The organism is Streptomyces sp. NPDC051684 (assembly GCF_044453445.1).
Lineage (GTDB): Bacteria > Actinomycetota > Actinomycetes > Streptomycetales > Streptomycetaceae > Streptomyces.
Genome location: NZ_JBITCS010000067.1, coordinates 1 through 21613 on the forward strand (window position 1 = coordinate 1; position 21613 = coordinate 21613).

Consider the following 21613-nt stretch of genomic DNA (forward strand, 5'->3'; position numbering starts at 1 on the left):
TGCTTTTGGCCCTGGGGGGGGTGGGCCCCTTGGGGGGGGGGGGGGGTGGGGGCCGCCCCCCCCCCCGGGGGCGGGGCCCCCCCGGGGTCCGGGGGCGGAGCCCCGAGTCCTCGGCCCCGGGAGCCGCCTGCTCAATCGCCGCAGGGGCTTGATCGGCTCAGGCCGCCGCAGGGCGGACCGCGTTCGGGCCGAACTTGGTGCGGGCGCGGTCGACCACCGCCTCGATGCACCGCGCCCGCTCGTCCGCCGGGTCGAACAGAAGCTGACGGGACGCCCGTTCCGCCGGAACCAACTGCTCGGCCCGCAACGCGAAGGACCGCACCCGGGCCCGCTGCAACCCGAGCCGCTCATGGAGCTCGTACGCGAGCGAGGTCAGCGTCGGGGTGTGGGCGGACGCCTCACGCAGGGTGCGGGTCCGCGTGGTCGTGCTGCGGTCCGCGTACCGCACGGCGAGGGTGAGGGAGCGGATCGTCTGCTCCTCGGCGCGCAGCCGCAGGCCGAGCCGGTCGGTGAGCGCGAGCAGCGCGGCCCGCTGCCGGTCGCCGTCCAACTCGTCCTGCGGGAAGTCGTGTTCGACGCGGATGGAGCGGGCCGGCGCCGCCGGGACCACCGGCGTCGGGTCGAGTCCGCGGGCCGCGTCGTACAGCTTGCGGCCCGCCGCGGCGCCGAGGATCCGTTGCAGGGTGCCGAGCGGCGCGGCGGCGATCTTCCCGACGCTGTCGAGGCCGTACGAGGACAGGGTGCGGGCGGTCGCCGGCCCCACGCCGTGCAGGGCGGCGGCCGGTTTGTGGGCGAGGAAGGCGGTGACCGCGTCCAGGTCGTCGGGCAGTTCACGCACGGCCGATGGCGGGCCGTCGGCGGCGACCATGCGGGCCAGCATCGGGTTCGCGGCGACGCCGATGGTGGAGCGGAGCCCGTACAGGCCGCCGGTGCGGGCCCGGATGCGTTCGGCGAGGGCGGGCGCGTCCGTGCCGAAGTAGCGCAGGCTGCCCGTGACGTCGGCGAGCGCGGCGTCCGGCGGCAGCGCCTGCACGAGGGGCGTGAACTCGGCGAGCAGGGCGAGCAGCCGGAGGTAGAGCTTCTCGTCCACCAGGTCGTGGAAGTGGACGTACAGCACCTGCGACACCTGGACACCGTCTCCTTTCCTCATCCCGCGCTCCCCGGGCTCTGGTGCCACAACTTGCGGCTCTGCTTGACGGATTCGCCGGGTGGCTGGAGGTCGGCCCAGGGGTGCAGGTCGTAGCCCGTCTCCAGGCGGATGCTGCGGCCGCCGTCCGCCGCCCCGACGGTCGCGGGGCGCTCCTCGGTGAGCCGCTCGGTGACGGCCGATAGGCCCCCGGTGCGGCGCAGTTCGGCCAGTTCGGCCAGGTCCCAGGCGGCGGAGCCGGTGACCGACAGGGCCTTGCCGCTGCCGCCGCCCCTGCGCTGCACCACGCCGCGTACGAGGAGCAGCCAGGAGTGGAAGACGGTGTGCGCGCTGGCGTCGTGGCTGTCCTCGAAGAACGCGCAGTCGACAAGGCCCGAGGTGTCGTCGAGCGTCGTGAAGATGACGCGTTTTCCGGAGCGGACCGGTGGTGTCTGCACGGCGCCCTTCGCGCCCGCGACGAGGACCACCTGCCCGTGCGGCAGGTCCTTGAGGCGGTGCGCGGAGGCCACTCCCAGTTCGTCGAGCAACTCGCGGTGGTCGCCCAGGAGATGGCGCGAGGTGTCCATGCCGAGCACGCCGAGCTCGGCGCCGAGCCGTTCGGCGTCGTCGAGGTCGGGGAGCTGGGCGGGGGCGACCGTGTCGGGCGCGGCATCGGTCTCGCCGAGCGCCAACTGCCCCTGCGCGCCGCTCCGTCCACCCCGTTGCGACTCGGCGATGTGCAGCATCAGATCGCGCCGGTTGCGCCCGAAGGCGTCCAACGCGCCGACCTGCGCGAGCCGTTCGGCGACCGGCCGGGACGGGCGGGCGCGGGAGAGGAAGTCCTGGAGCGAGACATAGGGGCGCCCCGCGACGATCCGTGCCGCCTCGGCCTCGCTCATGCCGCGCACATCGTCGAGCGCAAGTCGGACACCGTGCACGAAACCGTCGCCGCCATCAGACACCAGTTCGATTTGATAGGCCGGATCCGACGCGTTGACGTCGAGCGGCAGCACCGGCACCCCCCACCGCCGCGCGTCCGCGAGCAGCAGCCGCTTCGGGTACATGCCGGGGTCGTGCGTGAGCAGCCCCGCGTAGAACGCGGCCGGATGGTGCGTCTTCAGCCACGCCGACTGGTACGAGGGCACGGCGAACGCGACAGCGTGCGCCTTGCAGAACCCGTACGCGCCGAACGCCTCGACGATCTCCCAGGTCCGCGCCACGACCTCCTCCTCGTAGCCGCGCTCGCGGGCCCGCTGCGCGAACCAGGCGCGTACCCGCCCGAGTTGGTCGGGGCGCGAGAGTGCCCGCCGCGTGTAGTCGCCGAAGGCGAGGCTGCACCCGGTCATGACGTTCAGGATCCGGATGATCTGCTCGTGGAAGACGACCACGCCGCACGTCTCCTCCAGCGCGCCCTTCAGGTCCGGATGCGGGTACGCGGGCGCCTGCTTGCCGTGCCGCGCCTTGATGAACGGGTCGACCATGTTGGCCGCGACCGGCCCCGGACGGAACAGCGAGATGTCCACGACCAGGTCGTGGAAGGTCTCGGGCAGCAGCCGCGCGAGCAGATCGCGCTGCCCCGGCGACTCGGTCTGGAAGCAGCCCAAGGTCTGGGAGGACTTGATGAGTCGGTACGTCCTCGGGTCGTCCTGCGGCACCTGCGCCGGATCGTCCAGGTCGATGCTACGGCCGTCCACCCGCTCGATCTCCCGGACCGAGTGCGCCATCGCGGACTGCATCCGCACCCCGAGGACGTCGAGCTTGAGCAGCCCGAGGTCCTCCACGTCCTCCTTGTCGAACTGGGACATGGGAAAGCCCTCGGTGCTGGTCGGCACGACGGGAGTGCGGCGCAGCAGGGACGTGTCGGAGAGCAGCACCCCGCACGGGTGCATGGCGATCCCGCGCGGCAGCGCGTCGAGCGCCTCGACGAGGTCCCACATCCGGCTGCCGCCGTGCGCCTCCGGGTCGATGCCGCGCAGTTCGGGGAGTTCCCGGAGCGCGGAGCGGGCGTCGCGGGCGCGGATGTGCGGGAAGGACTTCGCGAGCCGGTCCACCTCGGCCGGCTCCATGCCGAGGGCGAGGCCCACGTCCCGTACGGCATGGCGGACCCGGTACGTCTCCGGCATGGACACGGTCGCGACCCGCTCGGGTCCGAAGCGGTCCAGGATCGACCGGTAGACCTCCAGGCGGCGGGCGGACTCCACGTCGATGTCGATGTCGGGCAGCTCCATCCGCTGCTCGGACAGGAAACGCTCCATGAGCAGCCCGTGTTCGACCGGGTCGGCCGTGGCGATGCCGAGGAGGTGGTTGACCAGCGAGCCCGCGCCCGAGCCGCGCGCGGCGACGCGGATACCCAAGTCCCTTGTGTCCTCGACGACTTGGGCGACGGTGAGGAAGTACGAGGCGTAGCCGAGCCGTTCGATCAGGCCCAGTTCGTCCTCCAGGCGGTCCCAGTAGCGGCGCTTGTGGTCGTAGCGGCGGGCCAGCATGGCGGCGGCGGTGCGCGAGCGCAGGACCCGCTCCGGGGTGCGCCGGGCGGCGCCGACGAGGCCGGGCTCGGGGAAGTGCACCCGGCCGAGCCCCAGGTCGTCCTCGGGGTCGACCCGGCAGGCGGCGGCGGTGTCCTCGGTGACGGCGAGGAGGCGGCGCGCGGTGTTCTCGCCGTATCCGGCGGCCTCGGACACCTGCTCGGCGATGCGCACCATGTCCGCGGCCGGCTTGAGCCAGCGTTCGCCGCTGTCGAGGGCGCCGCGCGGGTCGATCGGCACCAGGCGGCGCGCGGAGTCGAGGACGTCGGCGACCGGCCCCTGTCCGGAGTCGGCGTAGCGGACGGCGTTGCCGAGTACGGGGAGGATCCCCTGGTCGGCGGCGAAGCCGAGGGCGCGGGCGGCTTGGCGCAGCGAGCCGGAGCCGGTTCCGCTCAGGCCGTGGGAGACGACCTCGATCCGCAGCGCCGCGCTCCCGTACCGCTCCCGCCAGGGCGCGAGCAACCGGGCCGCGCGGTCCGGGCGGCCCGCGGCGAGCGCCCGGCCGACGTCCGATTCGGGGCCGAGCAGTACGAAGACGTGGCCGCCGCGGTCGTGCCCCTCGCCGAGCGCGTCCCAGGGCAGCAGCGGACGGCGGTCGCCGCCCGCGTCCCGGTGCGCGGCGGTGACGAGCCGGCACAGTTCGGCCCAGCCGGCCGCGCCGTCCCGCGCGAGGAAGACCACGCGCTGCGCCGACTCGTCGACGAAGGCGCCGCCCCGGGCAGGGGTGCGCCGCCGTTCGGTGCGTTCGACGGCTTCGGCGGGCGCGGCCACGGCGAGGTCCACCCCGAACAGCGGCCGGATACCGGCCCTGCTCGCCGCCTTGGCGAAGCGGACGGCGCCGCCGAGGGTGTCCCGGTCGGTCAGGGCGAGGGCGTCGAGGCCGCGCTCGGCGGCCCGCTCGGCGAGCGCGTCCGGGTGCGAGGCCCCGTACCGGAGGGAGAAGCCTGAGGCGGTGTGCAGATGCGTAAAGCCCCGCATCCGAACCACCTCGCCACTACTCCCCCCTCTGTCCGACCTGTCAGACCTGTACGACTTGCCACACCAGCCTCATCAGGGCCGATGCCCTCACCGTAAACCATGTTCGAATACTTGTGCGAGTCAAAGCAGCCACCCGGGACGCCCGCCCGGGACCCCGCCCACCCGTTCGGCCCTCCCCGACTGCACGAGCCGGGGCCGCGCCCGAGCGTTGAGGCATGAAGTTCGCCGAAGAGTTCAAGAACGCCGTCACTCCCCGAGCCGCGCTCCTCGTCATCGGTGTCCTGGCTCTCCAGCTCCTGTTCATCACCTCCTACGTGGGGGCGCTGCACAATCCGAAGCCGAAGGACGTCCCGTTCGGCGTCGTCGCGCCGCAGCCCGCGGCGGCGAAGCAGCTCGCCGGGCAGCTGGACAAGCTGCCGGGCTCCCCGCTCGACGCGCGGGTGGTCGACGACGCGAAGACCGCGCGCGAGCAGGTCATGAACCGGGAGATCGACGGCGCCCTGGTGTTCAAGGCGAAGGGCGCGCAGGACACCCTCTACGTCGCGTCCGGCGGCGGCACCGTCCTGGCGTCCGCCCTGGAGGGCCTGGCCACCACGATCGACGCCCAGCAGCAGCGCACGGTGAGGACCGTCGACGTGGCGCCCGCGTCGGTGCAGGACTTCGACGGACTCTCGGCCTTCTACCTCGTCGTCGGCTGGTGCGTCGGCGGCTATCTGTGCGCCTCGATCATGTCGATCAGCGCCGGGTCCAAGCCGGCGAGCCCGCAGCGCGCCGCCATCCGGCTCGGCTCGCTCGCGGTCTTCGCGGTCGTGGGCGGCATCGGCGGCTCACTGATCATCGGCGACTCCATCCTGGGCGCGCTGCCGGGGTCCTTCTGGGGCCTGGCCGGGCTCGGCGCCCTGGTCACCTTCGCGGTCGGCGCGATCACGCTCGCCCTGGAGGAACTGACGGGCGTCGTCGGCATCGGCCTCGCGGTGCTCCTCATCGTCATCGCGGGCAACCCGAGCGCGGGCGGCGCCTTCCCGCTGCCGATGCTGCCGCCGTTCTGGCAGGCGATCGGCCCCTGGCTGCCGCCGGGCGCGGGCACCTGGGCGGCCCGCTCCATCGCCTACTTCAAGGGCAACGACCTCACCCAGTCCCTGCTCGTCCTGTCCGTGTGGGCGGTGGTGGGCATCGCCGCGACGCTGCTGGTGTCGGGCCTGCGCGAGAAGCGGCGGGGCGTCAGGGCCGGGCCCGCCACCGAGCCGGCCGCGGAGCCCACCGCGTGAACTTCCCGCACCGCTCGGGCCCCGCGGCCCAGGCCAGCTCCGTCAAACGCATGGAGCCGACGGCGCAGGCCCAGCTCGGCCCGCTGGGCCTGACCGGCTTCATCGTCGTCACGATGATCGCCACCGGGATCGACGCGGGCGTCTTCCCGGAGAAGCTGGCCGCGGGCGACGTGCCCACGGTCGGCTTCTTCATCGGCGGCCTGGCCCAGCTCCTCGCGGGCCTCTTCCAGGCCCAGCGCGGCGACACCTGGCACGCCACCGTGTTCGGCGGCTTCGGCCTGTTCTGGATGGCGAAGGCCCTGATGCTTCAGTGGGTGCTGCCCGGCCTCGACCCCTCGCTGCACGGCGACACGATGGGCCTGTTCACGCTGCCCTGGGTGTTCGTGGTCTTCGTGCTGTGGCTGGCGAGCTGGCGCATCCATCTGGTGCTGCTGCTCACGTTCAGCTGTGTGCTCGTCGTCTTCGTCGCGATGACCTGCAACGGCTTCACGGGGCTCGTCGGCTGGAACCGGGTCGCGGGCTGGTTCGGGCTCGCCGCGACGGCCGGGGCGCTGTATCTGCTGGCCGGGCAGGTGATGGCCTCCACCTGGGGACGCCCGGTGTTGCCGATGGGCCGGTTCCTGGCACCGCAGGAGCCCGCCGAGCCGTGACCTGACACGACCCGACGGGCTCGGCGGGGGGGCGCTACGCGATGGTGTTCCCGTAGTACGCCTGGCGCATCAGCCGCTTCATGTCGTCGATCATCGGCATCCGCGGGTTGGCGGGCGCGCACTGGTCGGCGTAGGCGTTCATCGCCTGCTGCGGCAGGGCCTCCATGAAGGCCGCCTCGTCCACGCCCTCCTCCTTGAACGACGCCGGGATCCCGCACCGCTCGCGCAGCTCCTCGACCGCCTTCGCGTACGACTCCACGCCCTCCTCGGGCGTGGCGGCCGGCAGGCCCAGCATCCTCGCGATGTCCTGGATCCGCTCGGGCGCCCGGTACGTCTCGGCCTTAGGCCACGGCGTCGCCTTGTACGAGACGGTGCCGTTGTGCCGGATGACGTGCGGCAGCAGCAGCGCGTTGGTGCGGCCGTGCGCGACGTGGAAGGTGTTGCCGAGCGTGTGCGCCATCGCGTGGACGAGGCCGAGGAAGGCGTTGGCGAAGGCCATGCCCGCGATGGTCGAGGCGTTGTGCATCTTCTCGCGCGCCTCGGGGTTCTTGGCGCCCTCCGTCACGCACGCCTCCAGGTTCTCGAAGATGAGCCTGATGGCCTGGAGGCACTGGCCGTCGGTGAAGTCGTTCGCGTACACGGACACGTACGCCTCGGTGGCGTGGGTCAGTGCGTCGAAGCCGGAGTCGGCGGTGACGGTCGGCGGCAGGTTCATCGGCAGCGTCGGGTCGATGATCGCGACGTTCGGGGTGAGCGCGTAGTCCGCAAGGGGGTACTTCTGGGCGGCGGCCGGGTCGGAGATGACCGCGAAGGGGGTGACCTCGGAGCCGGTCCCGGACGTGGTCGGGATCGCGACCAGCTTCGCCTTCTCCCCCAGCTGCGGGAACGTGTAGGCCCGCTTGCGGATGTCGAAGAACTTCTCCTTGGTGTCCGCGAACTCGATCTCCGGGTGCTCGTACATCAGCCACATGATCTTCGCGGCGTCCATCGGCGAACCGCCGCCGAGCGCGACGATCGTGTCCGGCCGGAACTCCCGCATCGCGGCGGCGCCCGCCTGCACGGTGGCCAGCTCCGGGTTCGGTTCGACGTTGTCGATGACCTGCAACGTCACGGCGGTGGGCCGGGAGTTGAGGATGTCGGTGATCTTCTGGACGAAGCCGATGTCACCCATCGTCCGGTCCGTGACGACGGTGACCCGGTGCACGTCGGCCATCTCGGCGAGGTACTTGACGGCGCCCCGCTCGAAGTAGATCTTCGGCGGGATCTTGTACCACTGCATGTTGGTGTTGCGCCGCCCGATCCGCTTGATGTTGACGAGGTTGACCGCGGAGACGTTGTTGGAGACCGAGTTGTGGCCGTAGGAGCCGCAGCCGAGGGTCAGCGACGGGACGAAGGCGTTGTAGACGTCGCCGATGCCGCCGAAGGTGGAGGGCGAGTTGACGATGACGCGGACCGCCTTGACGCGGCGCCCGAACTCCTCGGCCAGTTGCTCGTCCTCGGTGTGGATGGCGGCGGAGTGGCCAAGGCCGTTGAACTCGACCATCCGCGCGGCCAGTTCGATGCCGTGCGCGGTGTCGTCGGCCTTGAGGGCGGCGAGGACCGGGGAGAGCTTCTCGCGGGTGAGCGGCTCGCCGGGGCCGACCTCGGCGCACTCGGCGACGAGGATCGAGGTGTCCTCGGGGACCTGGAAACCGGCCTGTTCGGCGATCCAGACCGCGGACCTGCCGACGACGGACGCGTTCAGCTTGGCGCCCGAGCAGTCGCTGCCGTGGGCGGTCGTGCCGAAGACGAACTCCTCCAGCTTGGCCTTCTCGGCGGCCGTCACCACGTGCGCCTTCAGCCGCCGCAGCTCGGCGATGCCGTCCTCGTAGATCTCCTCGTCGAGGATCACGGCCTGCTCGGAGGCGCAGATCATGCCGTTGTCGAAGGCCTTGGAGAGCACGATGTCGTGGATGGCGCGGCCCAGCTTGGCGTCCTTCGCGACGTACGCGGGTACGTTGCCCGCGCCGACGCCGAGGGCGGGCTTGCCGCACGAGTAGGCGGCCTCGACCATGGCGTTTCCGCCGGTGGCGAGGATCGTGGAGACGCCCTCGTGGTTCATCAGGAGGCCCGTCGCCGCCATGGACGGCTCCTCGATCCACTGCACGCAGTGCGCGGGGGCGCCGGCCTCGATCGCCGCGTCGCGCACGATGCGCGCGGCCTCGGCGGAGCACTTCTGGGCGCTGGGGTGGAAGGCGAAGACGATCGGGTTGCGGGTCTTCAGGGCGATCAGCGCCTTGAAGATCGTGGTCGAGGTGGGGTTGGTGACGGGGGTCATCGCGCAGATGACGCCGACCGGTTCGGCGATCTCGGTGATGCCACTGATCTCGTCGCGGGATATGACGCCGGCCGTCCGCAGGCCGCGCATCGAGTTCACGACGTGCTCGCAGGCGAAGAGGTTCTTGACCGCCTTGTCCTCGAACAGGCCGCGGCCGGTCTCCTCGACGGCGGCCTTCGCCAGGTCGCCGTGGTGGCTGAGCGCCGCGAGCGACGCCTTCTTGACGATGTGGTCGACCTGTTCCTGGTCGTACGTCTCGAACCGCGCGAGCGCCTCGCGCGCTCCGGCGACCAGTTCGTTGACTGTCCCCTCGACATCCACGGCAGGCTCCCTTTTTCACGCCCTATTCGCTGATGCCTCAATTCCACACCTTGAGGCTCCGCCGAAGGGCGGGAGAAGGGCCTCGCCGCCCGGGACCTTGGTCCCCTGCGGCACGGCCAGAGGCGGCCGACCACCACTGTGACCTGGTCGGACACCCAGGGACCTTCGACCCTCGCACACTCGTGAAACTTTTCACAAGAGTTGCGCGAGAATGCCCCGCCCCGTTTCCGGGGGCGGGGCACAACGGGCGGAGGCCGCCCGGAACCCTCGGGTCAGCCGATTTCCGTGCCGGTAGCGGAGAGCGCTTCCGTCACCGGCTGGAAGAACGTCTCGCCGCCGGACGTGCAGTCGCCGCTGCCGCCGGAGGTGAGGCCGATCGCCGAGTCGCCGGAGAAGAGCGAGCCGCCGCTGTCACCGGGCTCGGCGCAGACGTCGGTCTGGATGAGGCCGTTGACGATGTCGCCGTTGCCGTAGTTCACGGTGGCGTCGAGGCCCTTCACCGTGCCGTCGTGCACCTGCGTGGTGGAGCCGGAGCGGGTCACCTTCATGCCCACGGTCGCTTCCGCGGCCTTGCTGATCTGCTGCGCGGAGCCGTTGTAGAGGTTGACCTCGCTGGGGTGGTCGACGCCGGCCGCGTACTTCACCAGGCCGAAGTCGTTGTCCGGGAACTGGGAGTCGGCGTTCGTGCCGATCTCCTGTCCGCTGGAGTCGGTCCACGTGGAGATCGACTCGGTGCAGTGGCCCGCCGTGAGGAAGAACGGCTCGCCGCCCTTGGTCACGTTGAAGCCGAGGGAACAGCGGCCGCCGCCACCGGTGATGGCGTCGCCGCCCGCGACGAACGGCTTGAACTCGCCCTGGCTGCGCTTGAGTTCGGCCTTGCCGCCGAGCTTCTCGACGACACCGGTGAGCTGGTTCCAGTCGGCGCCCTTGACCGTGCGGTCGGCGGTGACGACGACCTTGTTGGTGGCGGGGTCGACGGCCCAGGAGGTGCCCGGGATGGTCGCGTCCTGCTTCAGGGTCGTCCGCGCGCCCTTCAGTTCGGCGAGGGAGTTCTGCACGACTCTGGCCTTCGCGCCGGCGGCCTTCGCCGCCTGCGCGGCGTCGTCGTTCAGGACGTTGACGACGAGTTGCTTGGTCTTGGCGTCGTAGTAGCTGCCCGCCGAGTCCGCGCCCAGGTCCTTGGTCAGGCTCGAGGCGAGAGTTCCGGCCTTGGCGATCGAGAGCGTCCGGGGCGCCAGATCGGGAGCATCGGTGCTGGCGTTCGCGGTCTGGAAGGTGATGCCCGCGGCGGCCAGGGCGAAGATTCCCGCTCCAACCACGGCGGCACGCCGCTTGGGTATGCGTCGGTGCTTCAACTCACGTCCTCCTGTGGGGGGTTGGGATACCGGTTCGAGTGGGGACGGACCGGATCCGTGAGGCTGACTGGGCCACTATCCCGACCGTCACAGGGAACACACAAGGTCGACTTCCGGACGCGCGTTCGCAAACCGTCGTACGCCCTTCACTCCTTGGGCACGCCCCGCGCCGCACGTCGATCCCCACTGCAAACACTCCGGGCTCCCGGGGATGGGCGGAGGGTGAGGTCTACTCCTGTCCGGATTTCGCCCCCGCCTGCTCGCCGTTCACGACCGGCTCGGGGGCCTGCGCCGCCCCCTTCTCCTCGAACACGGGTGCCTGCGCCCGCGCTTCGGTCAGCCCCGGCAGCGCCCCTTCGGCGAGTTGGGTGACGGCGGCCCGCGCCGCGTGCTCCGCGTCTCCCGGTGTGGCCCGCTCCAGGAAGCGCAGCAGCTCGACCGGGAACGGCAGCACCAGCGTGGAGTTCTTCTCGGCCGCGACCGCCACCACGGTCTGCAACAGCCGGAGTTGGAGCGCGGCGGGCTGATCGGACATCACGCCGGCCGCCTCGGCGAGCTTCTTGGACGCCTGCAACTCGGCGTCGGCGTTGATGACCCGGGCCCGCCGCTCACGGTCGGCCTCGGCCTGCCGCGCCATCGAGCGCTTCATGGTCTCCGGCAGCGACACGTCCTTGATCTCGACGCGGTCGATCTGCACACCCCAGCCGACGGCCGGGCTGTCGATCATCAACTCCAGGCCCTGGTTGAGCTTCTCGCGGTTCGACAGCAGGTCGTCGAGGTCGCTCTTGCCGATGATGGAGCGCAGCGAGGTCTGCGCCATCTGGGAGACCGCGAACCGGTAGTCCTCGACCTGCACCACGGCCTCGGCGGCGTCGACGACCTTGAAGTAGATGACGGCGTCCACCCGCACCGTCACGTTGTCCCGCGTGATGCCGTCCTGCGCGGGCACTGGCATCGTCACGATCTGCATATTGACCTTACGGAGCCGGTCCACGAACGGCACGATCATCGTGAACCCCGGCCCGCGCACGGACTTGGTGAGCCGGCCGAGCCGGAACACCACCCCGCGCTCGTACTGCTTGACGACCCGCGCCGCGGACATCACATAGACCCCGCCGGCACATGCCACGGCCACTCCGGCCGTCACCAGTTCCTCGACCATCTCACGGCCCCCCAGGGTCCGAAGTGGGCGCAAAAGGCGTGTACTTCGAAGGTAATCCCGTAAGGGGCACAGAGGGAGAGCCCCCGCCCGGCCGATATGGCCGGACGGGGGCTCTCACTGCTGGCTGCGACTGCGGAACGTACGACAGGTGGTGCGGTCGGATCAGTAGACGCTCACGCCGTACGCGCTGAGTGCCTCGGTCACCGGCTGGAAGAACGTGGTGCCGCCGGACGAGCAGTTGCCGCTGCCGCCCGAGGTGAGGCCGTAGGCGGTGGTGCCGCCGTACAGCGGGCCGCCGGAGTCGCCGGGCTCGGCGCAGACCGTGGTCTGGATGAGGCCGGAGACGATGTCGCCGCCGCCGTAGTTCACGGTGGCGTTGAGGGCGGTGACCCGGCCGCTGTGCGTGCCGGTGGTGGAGCCCCTGCGGGTGACGGTGGTGCCGACGGACGGTGTGGCCGCGCGCGTGATGTCCACGCTGCCGACGGTGCCGGGGTGGCTCACCCCGCTCGCGTACTTGACGATGCCGTAGTCGTTGCCGGGGAAGCTCGACCCGGAGGTGGAGCCGACGGTCGAGGTGTGCGCGGAGTTGGACCACCAGGTCCCGGCGCCGTCGGTGCAGTGACCGGCGGTCAGGAAGTAGTAGGTCCCGGCGCTGTTGCGGACGTTGAAGCCGAGGGAGCAGCGCCAGCTGCTCGCGTAGATGGCGTCGCCGCCGGATATCAGCTTCTTGAAGGTGCCCGCCGTGCGCTCGATCTTGAGGGCGCCCGCGGTGTCGCCGGCCTCCTTCTTGATCTTGTTGATCTCGGCCTGCGAGACCGTGCTGTCGACGGTGACGACGACCTGCTTGGTCTTGGAGTCGACGGCCCAGGCGGTACCGGCGACATCCGCGGAGCGGACGGCGTCCCGGGTCTGGGTGAGGTCGGCGGCGCTGAACGTCTGCGAGGCGTCGGACGCGTTGGCGGAGGGAATCGCGAATGCTGCCACGGCGAGCAGACCGGAACCGACGGCGATCAGCCGGGTCGATCTGGTTCTGCCACTGCGGGGGGTGCTGCGCTTGATCCTCACTGCTCGTTCCTCCCGTAGGGAAGTCGGGGGCCCTCGTGGGGTGGGGCCCGTGAGGCGCAGTCAGGATGCGGGCGGTTGTCCGGATTCCGGACCCGCCGTGCCCCTGACAATCGCTGACGGGAGTATTCGCCGGGCCGGCCGATGCGCACAAGAGTGCCTTTCGGACTTCCGCCACTTCTCCGCAATCGCCCCCGCTCTGTGCGGGGCCGGCGCCTCAGACCCCGCAGTCACAGCACGAGCAGCACTCACAGCAGCCGCAACCGTCGCCGTCGCAGCAGCAGTCGCACCCGTCGCAGCCGTCGCAGTCCCGGCAGGCGCCCTCGCGCTTCTTCCCGGACCACGGGCCGTGGAACTCCTCGGCGCAGCACACCTGGCAGGTACAGAAGAGGCCGGCCGCGACCGCGCACCCCGCGAGCAGCCCGCGCTTCCTCCCCTGCTGCGGCGGCCGCGGCGGCGCCCCGCCGGGACCGCCGTCCGGATCCATGGTGGGCGGCGGCCCGAAGGCCCGGTCGACCGAGCGGCCCAACTCGTGCGCGAGCAGCTGGTGTGCCAGCTTGTCGTCCACGAAGTCGACGTCGCGCAGCGCGAGGCGGATGCCGTGCAGCGCGTCGTCGGCCAGGCGTCGCGCCTCCACGAGCGAAGTGCCGGTGGCGGCGAGCAGATTCCAGGCTCCCGAGGCGGCATCGGCGCCCCGGTCCTCGACGGCGTCCAGCAGATGCGCGAGCCGCCCGAACAGCCGGCCGACCTCGGCGAGCGGCTCGGCGTTCGCGGGGCGCCCGGCGAGGGTGGCGGTGTGCGCGAAGGCCGCGGCGGTCGCGGTCTCGGTCGGCTCGGTCACGGCGAGCACACTGGTGCCGGGCCCGGCCAGCGCCTCGACCCCGGCCTGCCGCTCGACGGCGTCGACCAGGACCGCCGTGTCGAACCCGACGTCAGATCCCGTACGGGCCCCGGCCCTTGTCCAGCCCGCGGCGACCTTCCGCGCGGCCGCGGCCACCGGCCTGCGCGCGAACAGCCCGTCCCGGTCCTCGACGTGGTCGCGCACCTTCGCCGAGGCGAGCACCAGCGAGACGGCGGCGGCGAGCCGCGCGCCCTCGCCCTGCGCGACCGAGGCCCCGCGCATGCCCCGCAGGAGGCAGGGCCCGGTCTGCCGCCGCCACGCACCGCCACCCGCGCCCACCCGCTCGCTCTGAGCCTCCGCCAGAACAGAGATGAGCAAACCGTCGTAGTTGGTGACGACACGGGCGAACTGCCCGTGGTCCCCACGCAGCGCCAGACAGAGCCCGCACAGGTGGGCCATCCACTGGGTTCTGAGGCTCTCCCCGAGCCGATGAGAGCAGGGCCGAACCATGCCGAACAAGAAGACTCCCCCGTACGCCGAATGACGGCCCGTCAACTCGGCCGCCCGTCCCCGGCATCGTATCGAGCCCCTGCACGAGCTTTCCGTTCACCCGTACGCACGGAAGGTCACCCATACGCCGTGAAGAATCATATTTCACTCACCATCAGCAGCCGCATCCCGTACAACCCTTGGGAACTGGGGGACAACATCACGCAGACTGTGCACCAGTACCGTCACGAAACCCCCGCGCGGCGACTATCCCCTTGGCGCCGCATCTGCATCATGGACGAACATTGGGGATGCACGACATGCGGAACGCAGAGGAACCGCTGTGAGAGGAGGCGTCCATGGGATCGGTGCGCAAGGCGAGTGCCTGGCTTGGCCTCGTCGACGACAACGATGAAGAGCGTTACTACGACGACGACTACGACGAGGGGCCCGAGCCCGCCGCCGGCGACGCGGCCTGGGTCACGGACCCGCGCGTGAAGGTCGCCTCCGAGGAGGCCCAGGAGAAGGGCCGCCGGATCGGCACGGTGACCCCCGACACCTTCCGGGACGCCCGGCGCATCGGGGAGATGTTCCGGGACGGGGTCCCGGTCATCATGAACCTCACCTCGATGGAGGCGGCCGACGCCAAGCGGGTCGTGGACTTCGCGGCCGGCCTGATCTTCGGCCTGCGGGGTTCGATCGACCGGGTCGCCACGCGGGTGTTCCTGCTGAGTCCGGCGGACACGCAGATCGTCTCGGGCCGTGACACCAAGGCGCCGACGGATGGTTTCTTCAACCAGAGCTGAGCGGTTCGGGGGCCTCCCCCGAACCGCGCGTCACGCGGCCGAGGACGCCGAGGACTCAGCCTGTGACGAGGCCCGCCGCGGCGCCGCCACGTCCGCGTCGTCCGCCGCGGGCGCCGCGGGCGCCTCGCACTCCATGCGCCGGGGCAGCCGCAGCGCGGCGAGCGCCCCGAGGAAGAGCAGCACCGCACTGACGACCAGCGTGACGTGCAGACCGTGCACGAACGCGGCGCGCGCGGCCTCCCGCAGCGCGTCCCCCGCCGCGCCGCCGAGCCGCGCGGCGATCTGGTACGCCTCCCCCAGCGAGTGCCCCGCGGCCGTCGACGTGCCGTCGGAGACCCCCGGCACATTGCCGAGCCCGGGCGCGTACGCCGCGTTCATCACGGAGCCGAGCAGCGCGATGCCCATGCCGGCGCCCAGTTGGTACGAGGTCTCGCCGATCGCGGCCGCGCCCCCCGCGTCGTCCGCGGGCGCCTCCGTGAGCATCGACTCGTAGGCCCCGAACAGCGTGCTCTGGAAGCCGAAGCCGAGCAGCACGAAGCCGAGGCCGAGCAGCCACGGCTTGTCCTGCTCGCCCATCGCGCAGAGCATCAGCACGGCGCAGGCGGTCAGCGCGAAGCCGGACGCCACCATGGCGCGCGGGCCGAAGCGGCGCAGGACCGCCGAGCCCAGGACGCCCGCGGTCATCGCGGCGAAGGTCAGCGGCAGCATCCGCAGGCCGGTCTCGAGCGGGCTCAGGTCGAGCACCAGCTGGAGGTACTGGACCGCGATCAGTTCGAGGCCGACGAGGGCGAGCATCGCGATGACGATGCAGCCGATGGACGTGGAGAACGCGACCCGCGAGAACAGGGTCATGTCGATGAGCGGGTGCTCGCGGCGGCGCTGGCGGCGCACGAAGAGGAAGAGCAGCACGACACCGACGACGAACGGCAGCACGGCCTCGGCGTCGAGCAGATCGCGCTTGGTGCCCAGTTCCTTGATGCCGTAGACGACGCCGAGCACGCCGAGCGCGGCGAGCAGCGCGCCGAACAGGTCCCACGGGCCGTCGCTGCGTCCCTTGGACTCGGGCACGAGGACCCGGCACAGCGGCAGCATGATCAGCATCAGCGGGATGTTGATCAGGAAGACGGAGCCCCACCAGAAGTGCTCGACGAGGAAGCCGCCGAGCACGGGGCCCGCGGCGGCGCCGACCGCGGCGACCGCGGTCCACACGCCGATCGCGACGGCCCGCTCGTGCCGGTCGGGGAAGACGTCGCGCAGGATCGAGAGCGTCGCGGGCATGATCATCGCGCCGCCGATGCCGAGGATCGCGCGGGCCGCGATGAGCACCTGCGCGGTGTCGGAGAACACGGCGAGCGCGGAGGCCGCGCCGAACAGGGCGTAGCCGAGCAGCAGGATCTTCCGGCGGCCCACTCTGTCGCCCAGCGTGCCGAACAGGATCAGCAGCGAGGCACACACCAACGGATATGCGTCGCCGATCCACAGGAGCTCGACGGAGGTCGGCTTGAGGTCCTCGGTGACCGCGGGCAGCGCGACGTAGAGGATCGTCGAGTCGAGGGCGACCAGAAGGAGACTTGTGCACAGGACGACGAGGACGACCCAGCGATGAGGGCGGGCGCCCAGTGCGGCCAGGCGTCCCGGCGGACGCCCGGAGGCCGTGTTCGTCCCGGACATGCAGGTACCTCCCAGTGGTCCTCGCGTTCGGCGGATCCCAGGACAGGGGATGCCATAGGCGTTGTCTGGTTCCGGCTCGGGAGGAGCGGTCTCCCGGCCCCGCGCGACAAGGCGAGTAAGCCGTCAGCGTACGCGAGTTCTCGCCAATGACACGTGGCGGACCTCTCAAGGCGGCCGCACGCGGGTGTGGCGTGCACCACTCCAGTGACGGGGACCTGCTGGTGGGGCGGACGGGACGGACGCCGATAATCGGGGCCGTGACGGACGTGGACCAACGACATCGACCCTCGCCGCGGCACGCCGCGCCCGCCCTGCTCGGATACGCCGCGGTGCGGGCGCTCGGCCTGCTCGTGCTCGCGGTGTGGAGCGCGGCGAACGGCAAGAGCGCGCACACGCTGCTCACGGCCCGCTGGGACTCGCTCTGGTACACGCGGGTCGCCGAGCACGGCTACGGCTGGTCGGTGACGCTGCCCGACGGCACCGTGCACTCGAATCTCGCGTTCTTTCCGCTGCTGCCGTGGCTCGAACGTTTCGGCGCGGCGATCAGCCCGCTGTCGTACGCGGACGCGGGGCTCGTCGTGAGCCTGCTCGCCTCGCTGGCGGCGGCGTGGGGGATCTTCGCTGTCGGGGATCTGCTGCACGGGCGGACCGCCGGGATCCGGCTCGCCGTGCTGTGGGGTGCGCTGCCCATCGGCATCGTGGCCTCGATGGCGTACAGCGAGGCGCTGTTCACGGCGCTCGCGGCGTGGGGCCTGTACGCGGTGCTGCGCCGGAACTGGGTGCTCGCGGGGCTGCTGGCCGCGCTCGCGGGGCTGACCCGGCCGATCGGGGCGGCGGTCGTGGCGGCGGTGTGGGTGGCCGCGGCGCTGTGGATCGCGAAGGAGCGGCGGGCACCCTGGCGGCTCGTCGTGGGGGTGCTGCTCGCGCCGCTGGGCGCCGCGGCGTACGTGCTGTGGGTCGGGCGGCGGACCGGCGGCGGGCTTTTCGGCTATCTCGACGTGCAGGCGCAGTGGGGCAACGGCTTCGACGGGGGCGCCGCCTTCGCCGGGTTCGTCGCCGACCGGTTCACGTCGCCGCTGGGCGCGCTGGCCGGGGTCGGCCTGATCGTCGGGGTCGCGCTGGTGATCTGGCTGTATGTCGCCGGAGTGCGGCAGCACCAGCCGGTTCCTGTGCTCGTCTACACGGGCATCGTGGTCGTGCTCGCGCTGTGCGCCTCGGGATACTTCGGCTCGAAGCCGCGGCTGCTGCTGCCCGCGTTCCCGCTGCTGCTGCCGCTCGCGACGGCGCTCACCGGATGGCGTACGAGCAGGTCGGCGTGGGTGGTCGGCGCTCTCGCAGTGTTGTCGGCGGCCTACGGAGCGTTCTGGCTGAACGGGTCCGGCCCGCCGTGAGCGGTGAGTGAACGGCCAATTCCGCACGGGTATCAGGTGAACGCATTCATAAGCGTCATATAATGAGTCACAGAAACGATCTTTGAATTCGGGAATCCTCCCTTCCCGGTCGCCGAAATCATGGGAATAATCGGCCACCTGAGATCAATCCCACATCACATCGTCATCACAAAGCCCCTGATTCGCGTCGGTCCACCTCTCGGTCGCTGTAGCGTCGATTGGGTGCGTACCGAACGAAACCTGACCCGCCGTGTGGAGCGGGTCTTCGCCAGGCTCGATCGCGAGCCCGAACGACCGACCCATGTGGACATCCCCCACATGAGCCGGCACCGGGTCGTGCTCTTCGGGCTGACCCTGCCCTTCTACCTCACGATCGTGGTGGCGGTGCTCACCACGTCGTGGCTCGTCGCGGTCGACTGGCAGGTCATGTTCTTCCGGCCGTACCAGCAGTGGCCGGACATCCACGCCTTCCTCGACTACTGGGTCGTTCTCGGCCAGCGCGGACCGACCGCGGTCATGGTGATGTCGTGGCTGGGCTGGCGTTCGTGGCGGCAGCACACGCTGCGCCCGCTGCTGATGTTCGGCACCTCGTTGCTGCTGCTCAACGTGACGGTGGGCGCCGCCAAGTACGGCATGGGCCGGGCGGGACCGCACTACGCCACCACCATCGGGTCGAGCGAGATGTGGCAGGGCGGCGACATATTTCCCTCGGGCCACACCGCGAACGCGGTGGTGACCTGGGGCATCCTCGCCTATCTCGCCTCCACCCCGCGGGCCAGGCGCTGGCTGTCCGCGGCCTCCGCGGTGATCTCCCTGAGCGTCGGCCTGACCACGGTCTACCTCGGTACGCACTGGCTGAGCGACGTGCTACTGGGCTGGGCCGCGGGCCTGCTCATCCTGCTCGCGCTGCCCTGGTGCGAGCCGCTGGTGGCCCGCGCGGAGGCCTGGATCCTCGCGCTGCGCGACCGCCTGCTCGGCCGTCGCGCCGGGGCCCGGCTGCCACAGCCGGAGTCCGAGCCGGTCCCCGTTCCCGCGATGACCGCGACCCACACGCGCGAGTCCGTCGGCACCACCAGGACGAGCCGCCAGCTGCTCCCCCAGGGCCCGCACACCCCGCGCGGCGAGCGCACGCCGATCACCCCGGCGGGCAGCCGCCGACCGACCACGGAGAGACTCACGCACGGGACACCCTCGACGAGAGCGGTGTCCTAGCGCGCCCACAGACGGCGGGGCCCGGTACGCACAGCCAAGCCCCGCACCGCGAAGGCCCCCGAACCTCTTGCAGGTTCGGGGGCCTTCGCACGTCTCGGGGGCCTTCAGCCCTTCCAGCAGCGCGTCACCTTGCCTTCGGTGACCTCGAAGTTGAGCCGCCCCGCCAGGTACTCCATGGTGATGATCGCGCCCGGCGGCAGCTGCCTGACGGTGGACCAGCCGCGCGCGCCGGCCCGCGACTCGGCCCCGGCCGCGTCGAGCCCGACGTATTCATCCGGATTGTCCTGTGGTTCAACGGGTGGAGTGGGGATGGGTGCCATGCCGCCACGGTAGGCCGCGCGTCACGCTTTTGTCACAAGATCACGACAGTTGTTTTTTAGGAGTTCCTCACACGATCGGGCGTTCTCCCGCCCTTACTCGCTTCTTACTTGCCGCATTCCACCGGGCCGGTACAGCGGAATTCCGGGCGACGTGCGAGCCCTTTACTCAATTCCCCGCGCATTCCGAATCGGGCGGCGGGACGGGCCAGTTGAAGCCGTCCGGGAATTGTCTGTCCATGCCAGAAACAGGGGTACGCCCTCTGTCGCCGCGGTACCCGCGCGAGCATCATGGCCTGAGTCCGCAGCAGGCCCGAGGCGCGCAGCGAAGCAGCGAGGGGGCAAGCGATGGGAACGACCGGGGTGCAGGCCGGGCCTGCGACGGTGGGGGCGCCGCGCGAGCGACGTCCGGGCCGGATCGTCGTGGACTGGCTGACCACGACCGACCACAAGAAGATCGGCCACCTCTACCTGATCACGTCGTTCGGCTTCTTCCTGATCGGCGGGGTCATGGCCCTGCTCATGCGGGCCGAACTGGCCCGCCCCGGCCTCCAGGCGCTCTCCAACGAGGAGTACAACCAGCTGTTCACGATGCACGGCACGATCATGCTGCTGCTGTTCGCGACGCCGACCTTCGCCGGCTTCGCCAACGAGATCATGCCGCTGCAGATCGGCTCGCCGGACGTCGCGTTCCCGCGGCTGAACATGCTCTCGTACTGGCTGTTCCTCTTCGGCGGCCTGATCGTGCTCGGCTCGCTGATCGTGCCGGGCGGGGCCGCGGACTTCGGCTGGTTCGCGTACGCGCCGCTGAACAGCCTGACCCGCTCCCCCGGCATCGGCGCCGACCTGTGGATCATGGGGCTCGCGCTCGCCGGGTTCGGCACGATCCTCGGCTCGGTGAACTTCCTGACCACGATCATCGGGATGCGGGCGCCCGGCATGACGATGTTCCGGATGCCGATCTTCACCTGGAACACGCTGTTCACGTCGATCCTGGTGCTGCTCGCGTTCCCCGTGCTCGCGGCCGCGCTGCTCTGTCTGGAGGCGGACCGGAGGTTCGGATCCGTGGTGTTCGAGGCCCAGTTCGGGGGTGCGCTGCTGTGGCAGCACCTCTTCTGGTTCTTCGGGCATCCGGAGGTCTACATCATCGCGCTGCCGTTCTTCGGGATCATCAGCGAGATCCTGCCGGTCTTCAGCCGCAAGCCGATCTGGGGCTACACGATGCTGGTCGGCGCGACGATGGCGATCACGGGCCTGTCGGTGGTCGTGTGGGCGCACCACATGTTCGCCACCGGCGGGGTGCTGCTGCCCTTCTTCTCGTTCATGTCGTTCCTCATCGCGGTGCCGACCGGCGTGAAGTTCTTCAACTGGACCGGGACGATGCTGAAGGGCTCGCTGTCCTTCGAGACGCCGATGCTGTGGTCGGTCGGCTTCCTGACCACGTTCCTGTTCGGGGGCCTGACCGGCGTCATCCTCGCCTCGCCGCCGATGGACTTCCACGTCACCGACTCGTACTTCGTGGTGGCGCACTTCCACTACGTGGTGTTCGGCACGGTCGTCTTCGCGACCTTCGCCGGCTTCTACTTCTGGTGGCCGAAGCTCACGGGGAAGCTGCTCGACGAGCGGCTCGGGAAGATCCACTTCTGGACGCTGTTCGTCGGCTTCCACACGACGTTCCTGGTCCAGCACTGGCTGGGCGCCGAGGGCATGCCGCGCCGATACGCGGACTATCTGGCGGCGGACGGCTTCACGGCGCTCAACACCGTCTCGTCGATCGGCGCGTTCCTGCTGGGCCTGTCCACGCTGCCGTTCCTCTACAACGTCTGGCGGACGGCGAAGTACGGGGTGAAGGTCGAGGTCGACGACCCCTGGGGCTACGGGCGCTCCCTGGAGTGGGCGACGGCCTGTCCGCCGCCGCGCCACAACTTCGTCACGCTGCCGAGGATCCGCTCGGAGTCCCCCGCGTTCGATCTGCACCACCCGGAGTTCGCGGCCTTCGAGGACCGGCCCGCCGTGTCGCACGAGAAGTCCTAGGTCGTGTCCGCAAAGTCATGGCAGCCAGAGTCGTAGGCAGGCGATGGTGACCATGGCTTTGTAGTGGAGGGCGCGTTTGTCGTAGCGG

Annotated in this window: 15 protein-coding genes; 6 read left to right on the plus strand and 9 right to left on the minus strand. The window is 70.8% G+C overall.

What is annotated here, in order from left to right:
- Positions 1 to 157: 157 nt before the first annotated feature.
- Complete coding sequence (locus ACIA8D_RS40195; protein ID WP_399240210.1) at positions 158 to 1150, minus strand: DNA polymerase thumb domain-containing protein; 993 nt, start codon at positions 1148 to 1150, stop codon at positions 158 to 160.
- Complete coding sequence (locus tag ACIA8D_RS40200; RefSeq protein WP_399240212.1) at positions 1147 to 4629, minus strand: DNA polymerase III subunit alpha; 3483 nt, start codon at positions 4627 to 4629, stop codon at positions 1147 to 1149. Before ACIA8D_RS40200 ends, ACIA8D_RS40195 begins: the two co-directional genes overlap by 4 nt.
- A gap of 215 nt (positions 4630 to 4844) precedes the next feature.
- Here ACIA8D_RS40200 and ACIA8D_RS40205 point away from each other — a divergent pair, with 215 nt between their 5' ends.
- The gene (locus ACIA8D_RS40205) at positions 4845 to 5897 is read left to right on the plus strand and encodes an ABC transporter permease (RefSeq protein ID WP_399240214.1); all 1053 of its coding nucleotides are present in this window, start codon (positions 4845 to 4847) and stop codon (positions 5895 to 5897) included.
- Positions 5894 to 6547: an acetate uptake transporter gene (locus tag ACIA8D_RS40210; RefSeq protein ID WP_399240216.1), complete on the plus strand. Its 654-nt coding sequence runs from the start codon at positions 5894 to 5896 to the stop codon at positions 6545 to 6547. Before ACIA8D_RS40205 ends, ACIA8D_RS40210 begins: the two co-directional genes overlap by 4 nt.
- Positions 6548 to 6581: 34 nt before the next feature.
- Here ACIA8D_RS40210 and adhE read toward each other — a convergent pair whose 3' ends face one another.
- The 5 genes from adhE to ACIA8D_RS40235 all read right to left on the minus strand — a co-directional run bounded on the left by adhE (position 6582) and on the right by ACIA8D_RS40235 (position 14124).
- Complete coding sequence (gene adhE / locus ACIA8D_RS40215) at positions 6582 to 9185, minus strand: bifunctional acetaldehyde-CoA/alcohol dehydrogenase (RefSeq protein ID WP_399240217.1); 2604 nt, start codon at positions 9183 to 9185, stop codon at positions 6582 to 6584.
- Between the two features lie 272 nt (positions 9186 to 9457).
- A complete protein-coding gene (locus tag ACIA8D_RS40220) occupies positions 9458 to 10540 on the minus strand; it encodes a S1 family peptidase (RefSeq protein WP_399240219.1) in 1083 nt (360 codons plus the stop codon).
- A gap of 229 nt (positions 10541 to 10769) precedes the next feature.
- Complete coding sequence (locus ACIA8D_RS40225; RefSeq protein ID WP_399240221.1) at positions 10770 to 11702, minus strand: slipin family protein; 933 nt, start codon at positions 11700 to 11702, stop codon at positions 10770 to 10772.
- Positions 11703 to 11864: 162 nt separating this feature from the next.
- Positions 11865 to 12767 carry a S1 family peptidase gene (locus ACIA8D_RS40230; protein WP_399240223.1) on the minus strand — a complete coding sequence of 301 codons (903 nt, stop codon included), beginning with the start codon at positions 12765 to 12767 and terminating at the stop codon, positions 11865 to 11867.
- 214 nt (positions 12768 to 12981) lie between these two features.
- A complete protein-coding gene (locus tag ACIA8D_RS40235) occupies positions 12982 to 14124 on the minus strand; it encodes a DUF5685 family protein (protein ID WP_399240225.1) in 1143 nt (380 codons plus the stop codon).
- A 329-nt stretch (positions 14125 to 14453) separates the two neighbouring features.
- Here ACIA8D_RS40235 and ACIA8D_RS40240 point away from each other — a divergent pair, with 329 nt between their 5' ends.
- Complete coding sequence (locus tag ACIA8D_RS40240; RefSeq protein WP_399240227.1) at positions 14454 to 14900, plus strand: cell division protein SepF; 447 nt, start codon at positions 14454 to 14456, stop codon at positions 14898 to 14900.
- A 30-nt stretch (positions 14901 to 14930) separates the two neighbouring features.
- On the opposite strand, the gene ACIA8D_RS40245 is transcribed toward ACIA8D_RS40240, so the two are convergent.
- Entirely contained in the window at positions 14931 to 16571 is a 1641-nt protein-coding gene (locus tag ACIA8D_RS40245) for an MFS transporter (RefSeq protein WP_399240229.1), read from the minus strand.
- Positions 16572 to 16828: 257 nt separating this feature from the next.
- Here ACIA8D_RS40245 and ACIA8D_RS40250 point away from each other — a divergent pair, with 257 nt between their 5' ends.
- Positions 16829 to 17962 (plus strand): hypothetical protein, encoded by a 1134-nt coding sequence (locus tag ACIA8D_RS40250; protein WP_399240231.1) that lies wholly within the window; start codon positions 16829 to 16831, stop codon positions 17960 to 17962.
- A 222-nt stretch (positions 17963 to 18184) separates the two neighbouring features.
- Positions 18185 to 19174, plus strand: coding sequence for a phosphatase PAP2 family protein (locus tag ACIA8D_RS40255; RefSeq protein WP_399240233.1), 990 nt, complete (start codon positions 18185 to 18187; stop codon positions 19172 to 19174).
- Positions 19175 to 19278: 104 nt separating this feature from the next.
- On the opposite strand, the gene ACIA8D_RS40260 is transcribed toward ACIA8D_RS40255, so the two are convergent.
- Positions 19279 to 19494 (minus strand): I78 family peptidase inhibitor, encoded by a 216-nt coding sequence (locus tag ACIA8D_RS40260; RefSeq protein WP_399240235.1) that lies wholly within the window; start codon positions 19492 to 19494, stop codon positions 19279 to 19281.
- A 345-nt stretch (positions 19495 to 19839) separates the two neighbouring features.
- On the opposite strand from ACIA8D_RS40260, the gene ctaD reads away from it, so the two are divergent.
- Complete coding sequence (ctaD, locus tag ACIA8D_RS40265; protein WP_399240237.1) at positions 19840 to 21525, plus strand: cytochrome c oxidase subunit I; 1686 nt, start codon at positions 19840 to 19842, stop codon at positions 21523 to 21525.
- Positions 21526 to 21613: the final 88 nt, after the last annotated feature.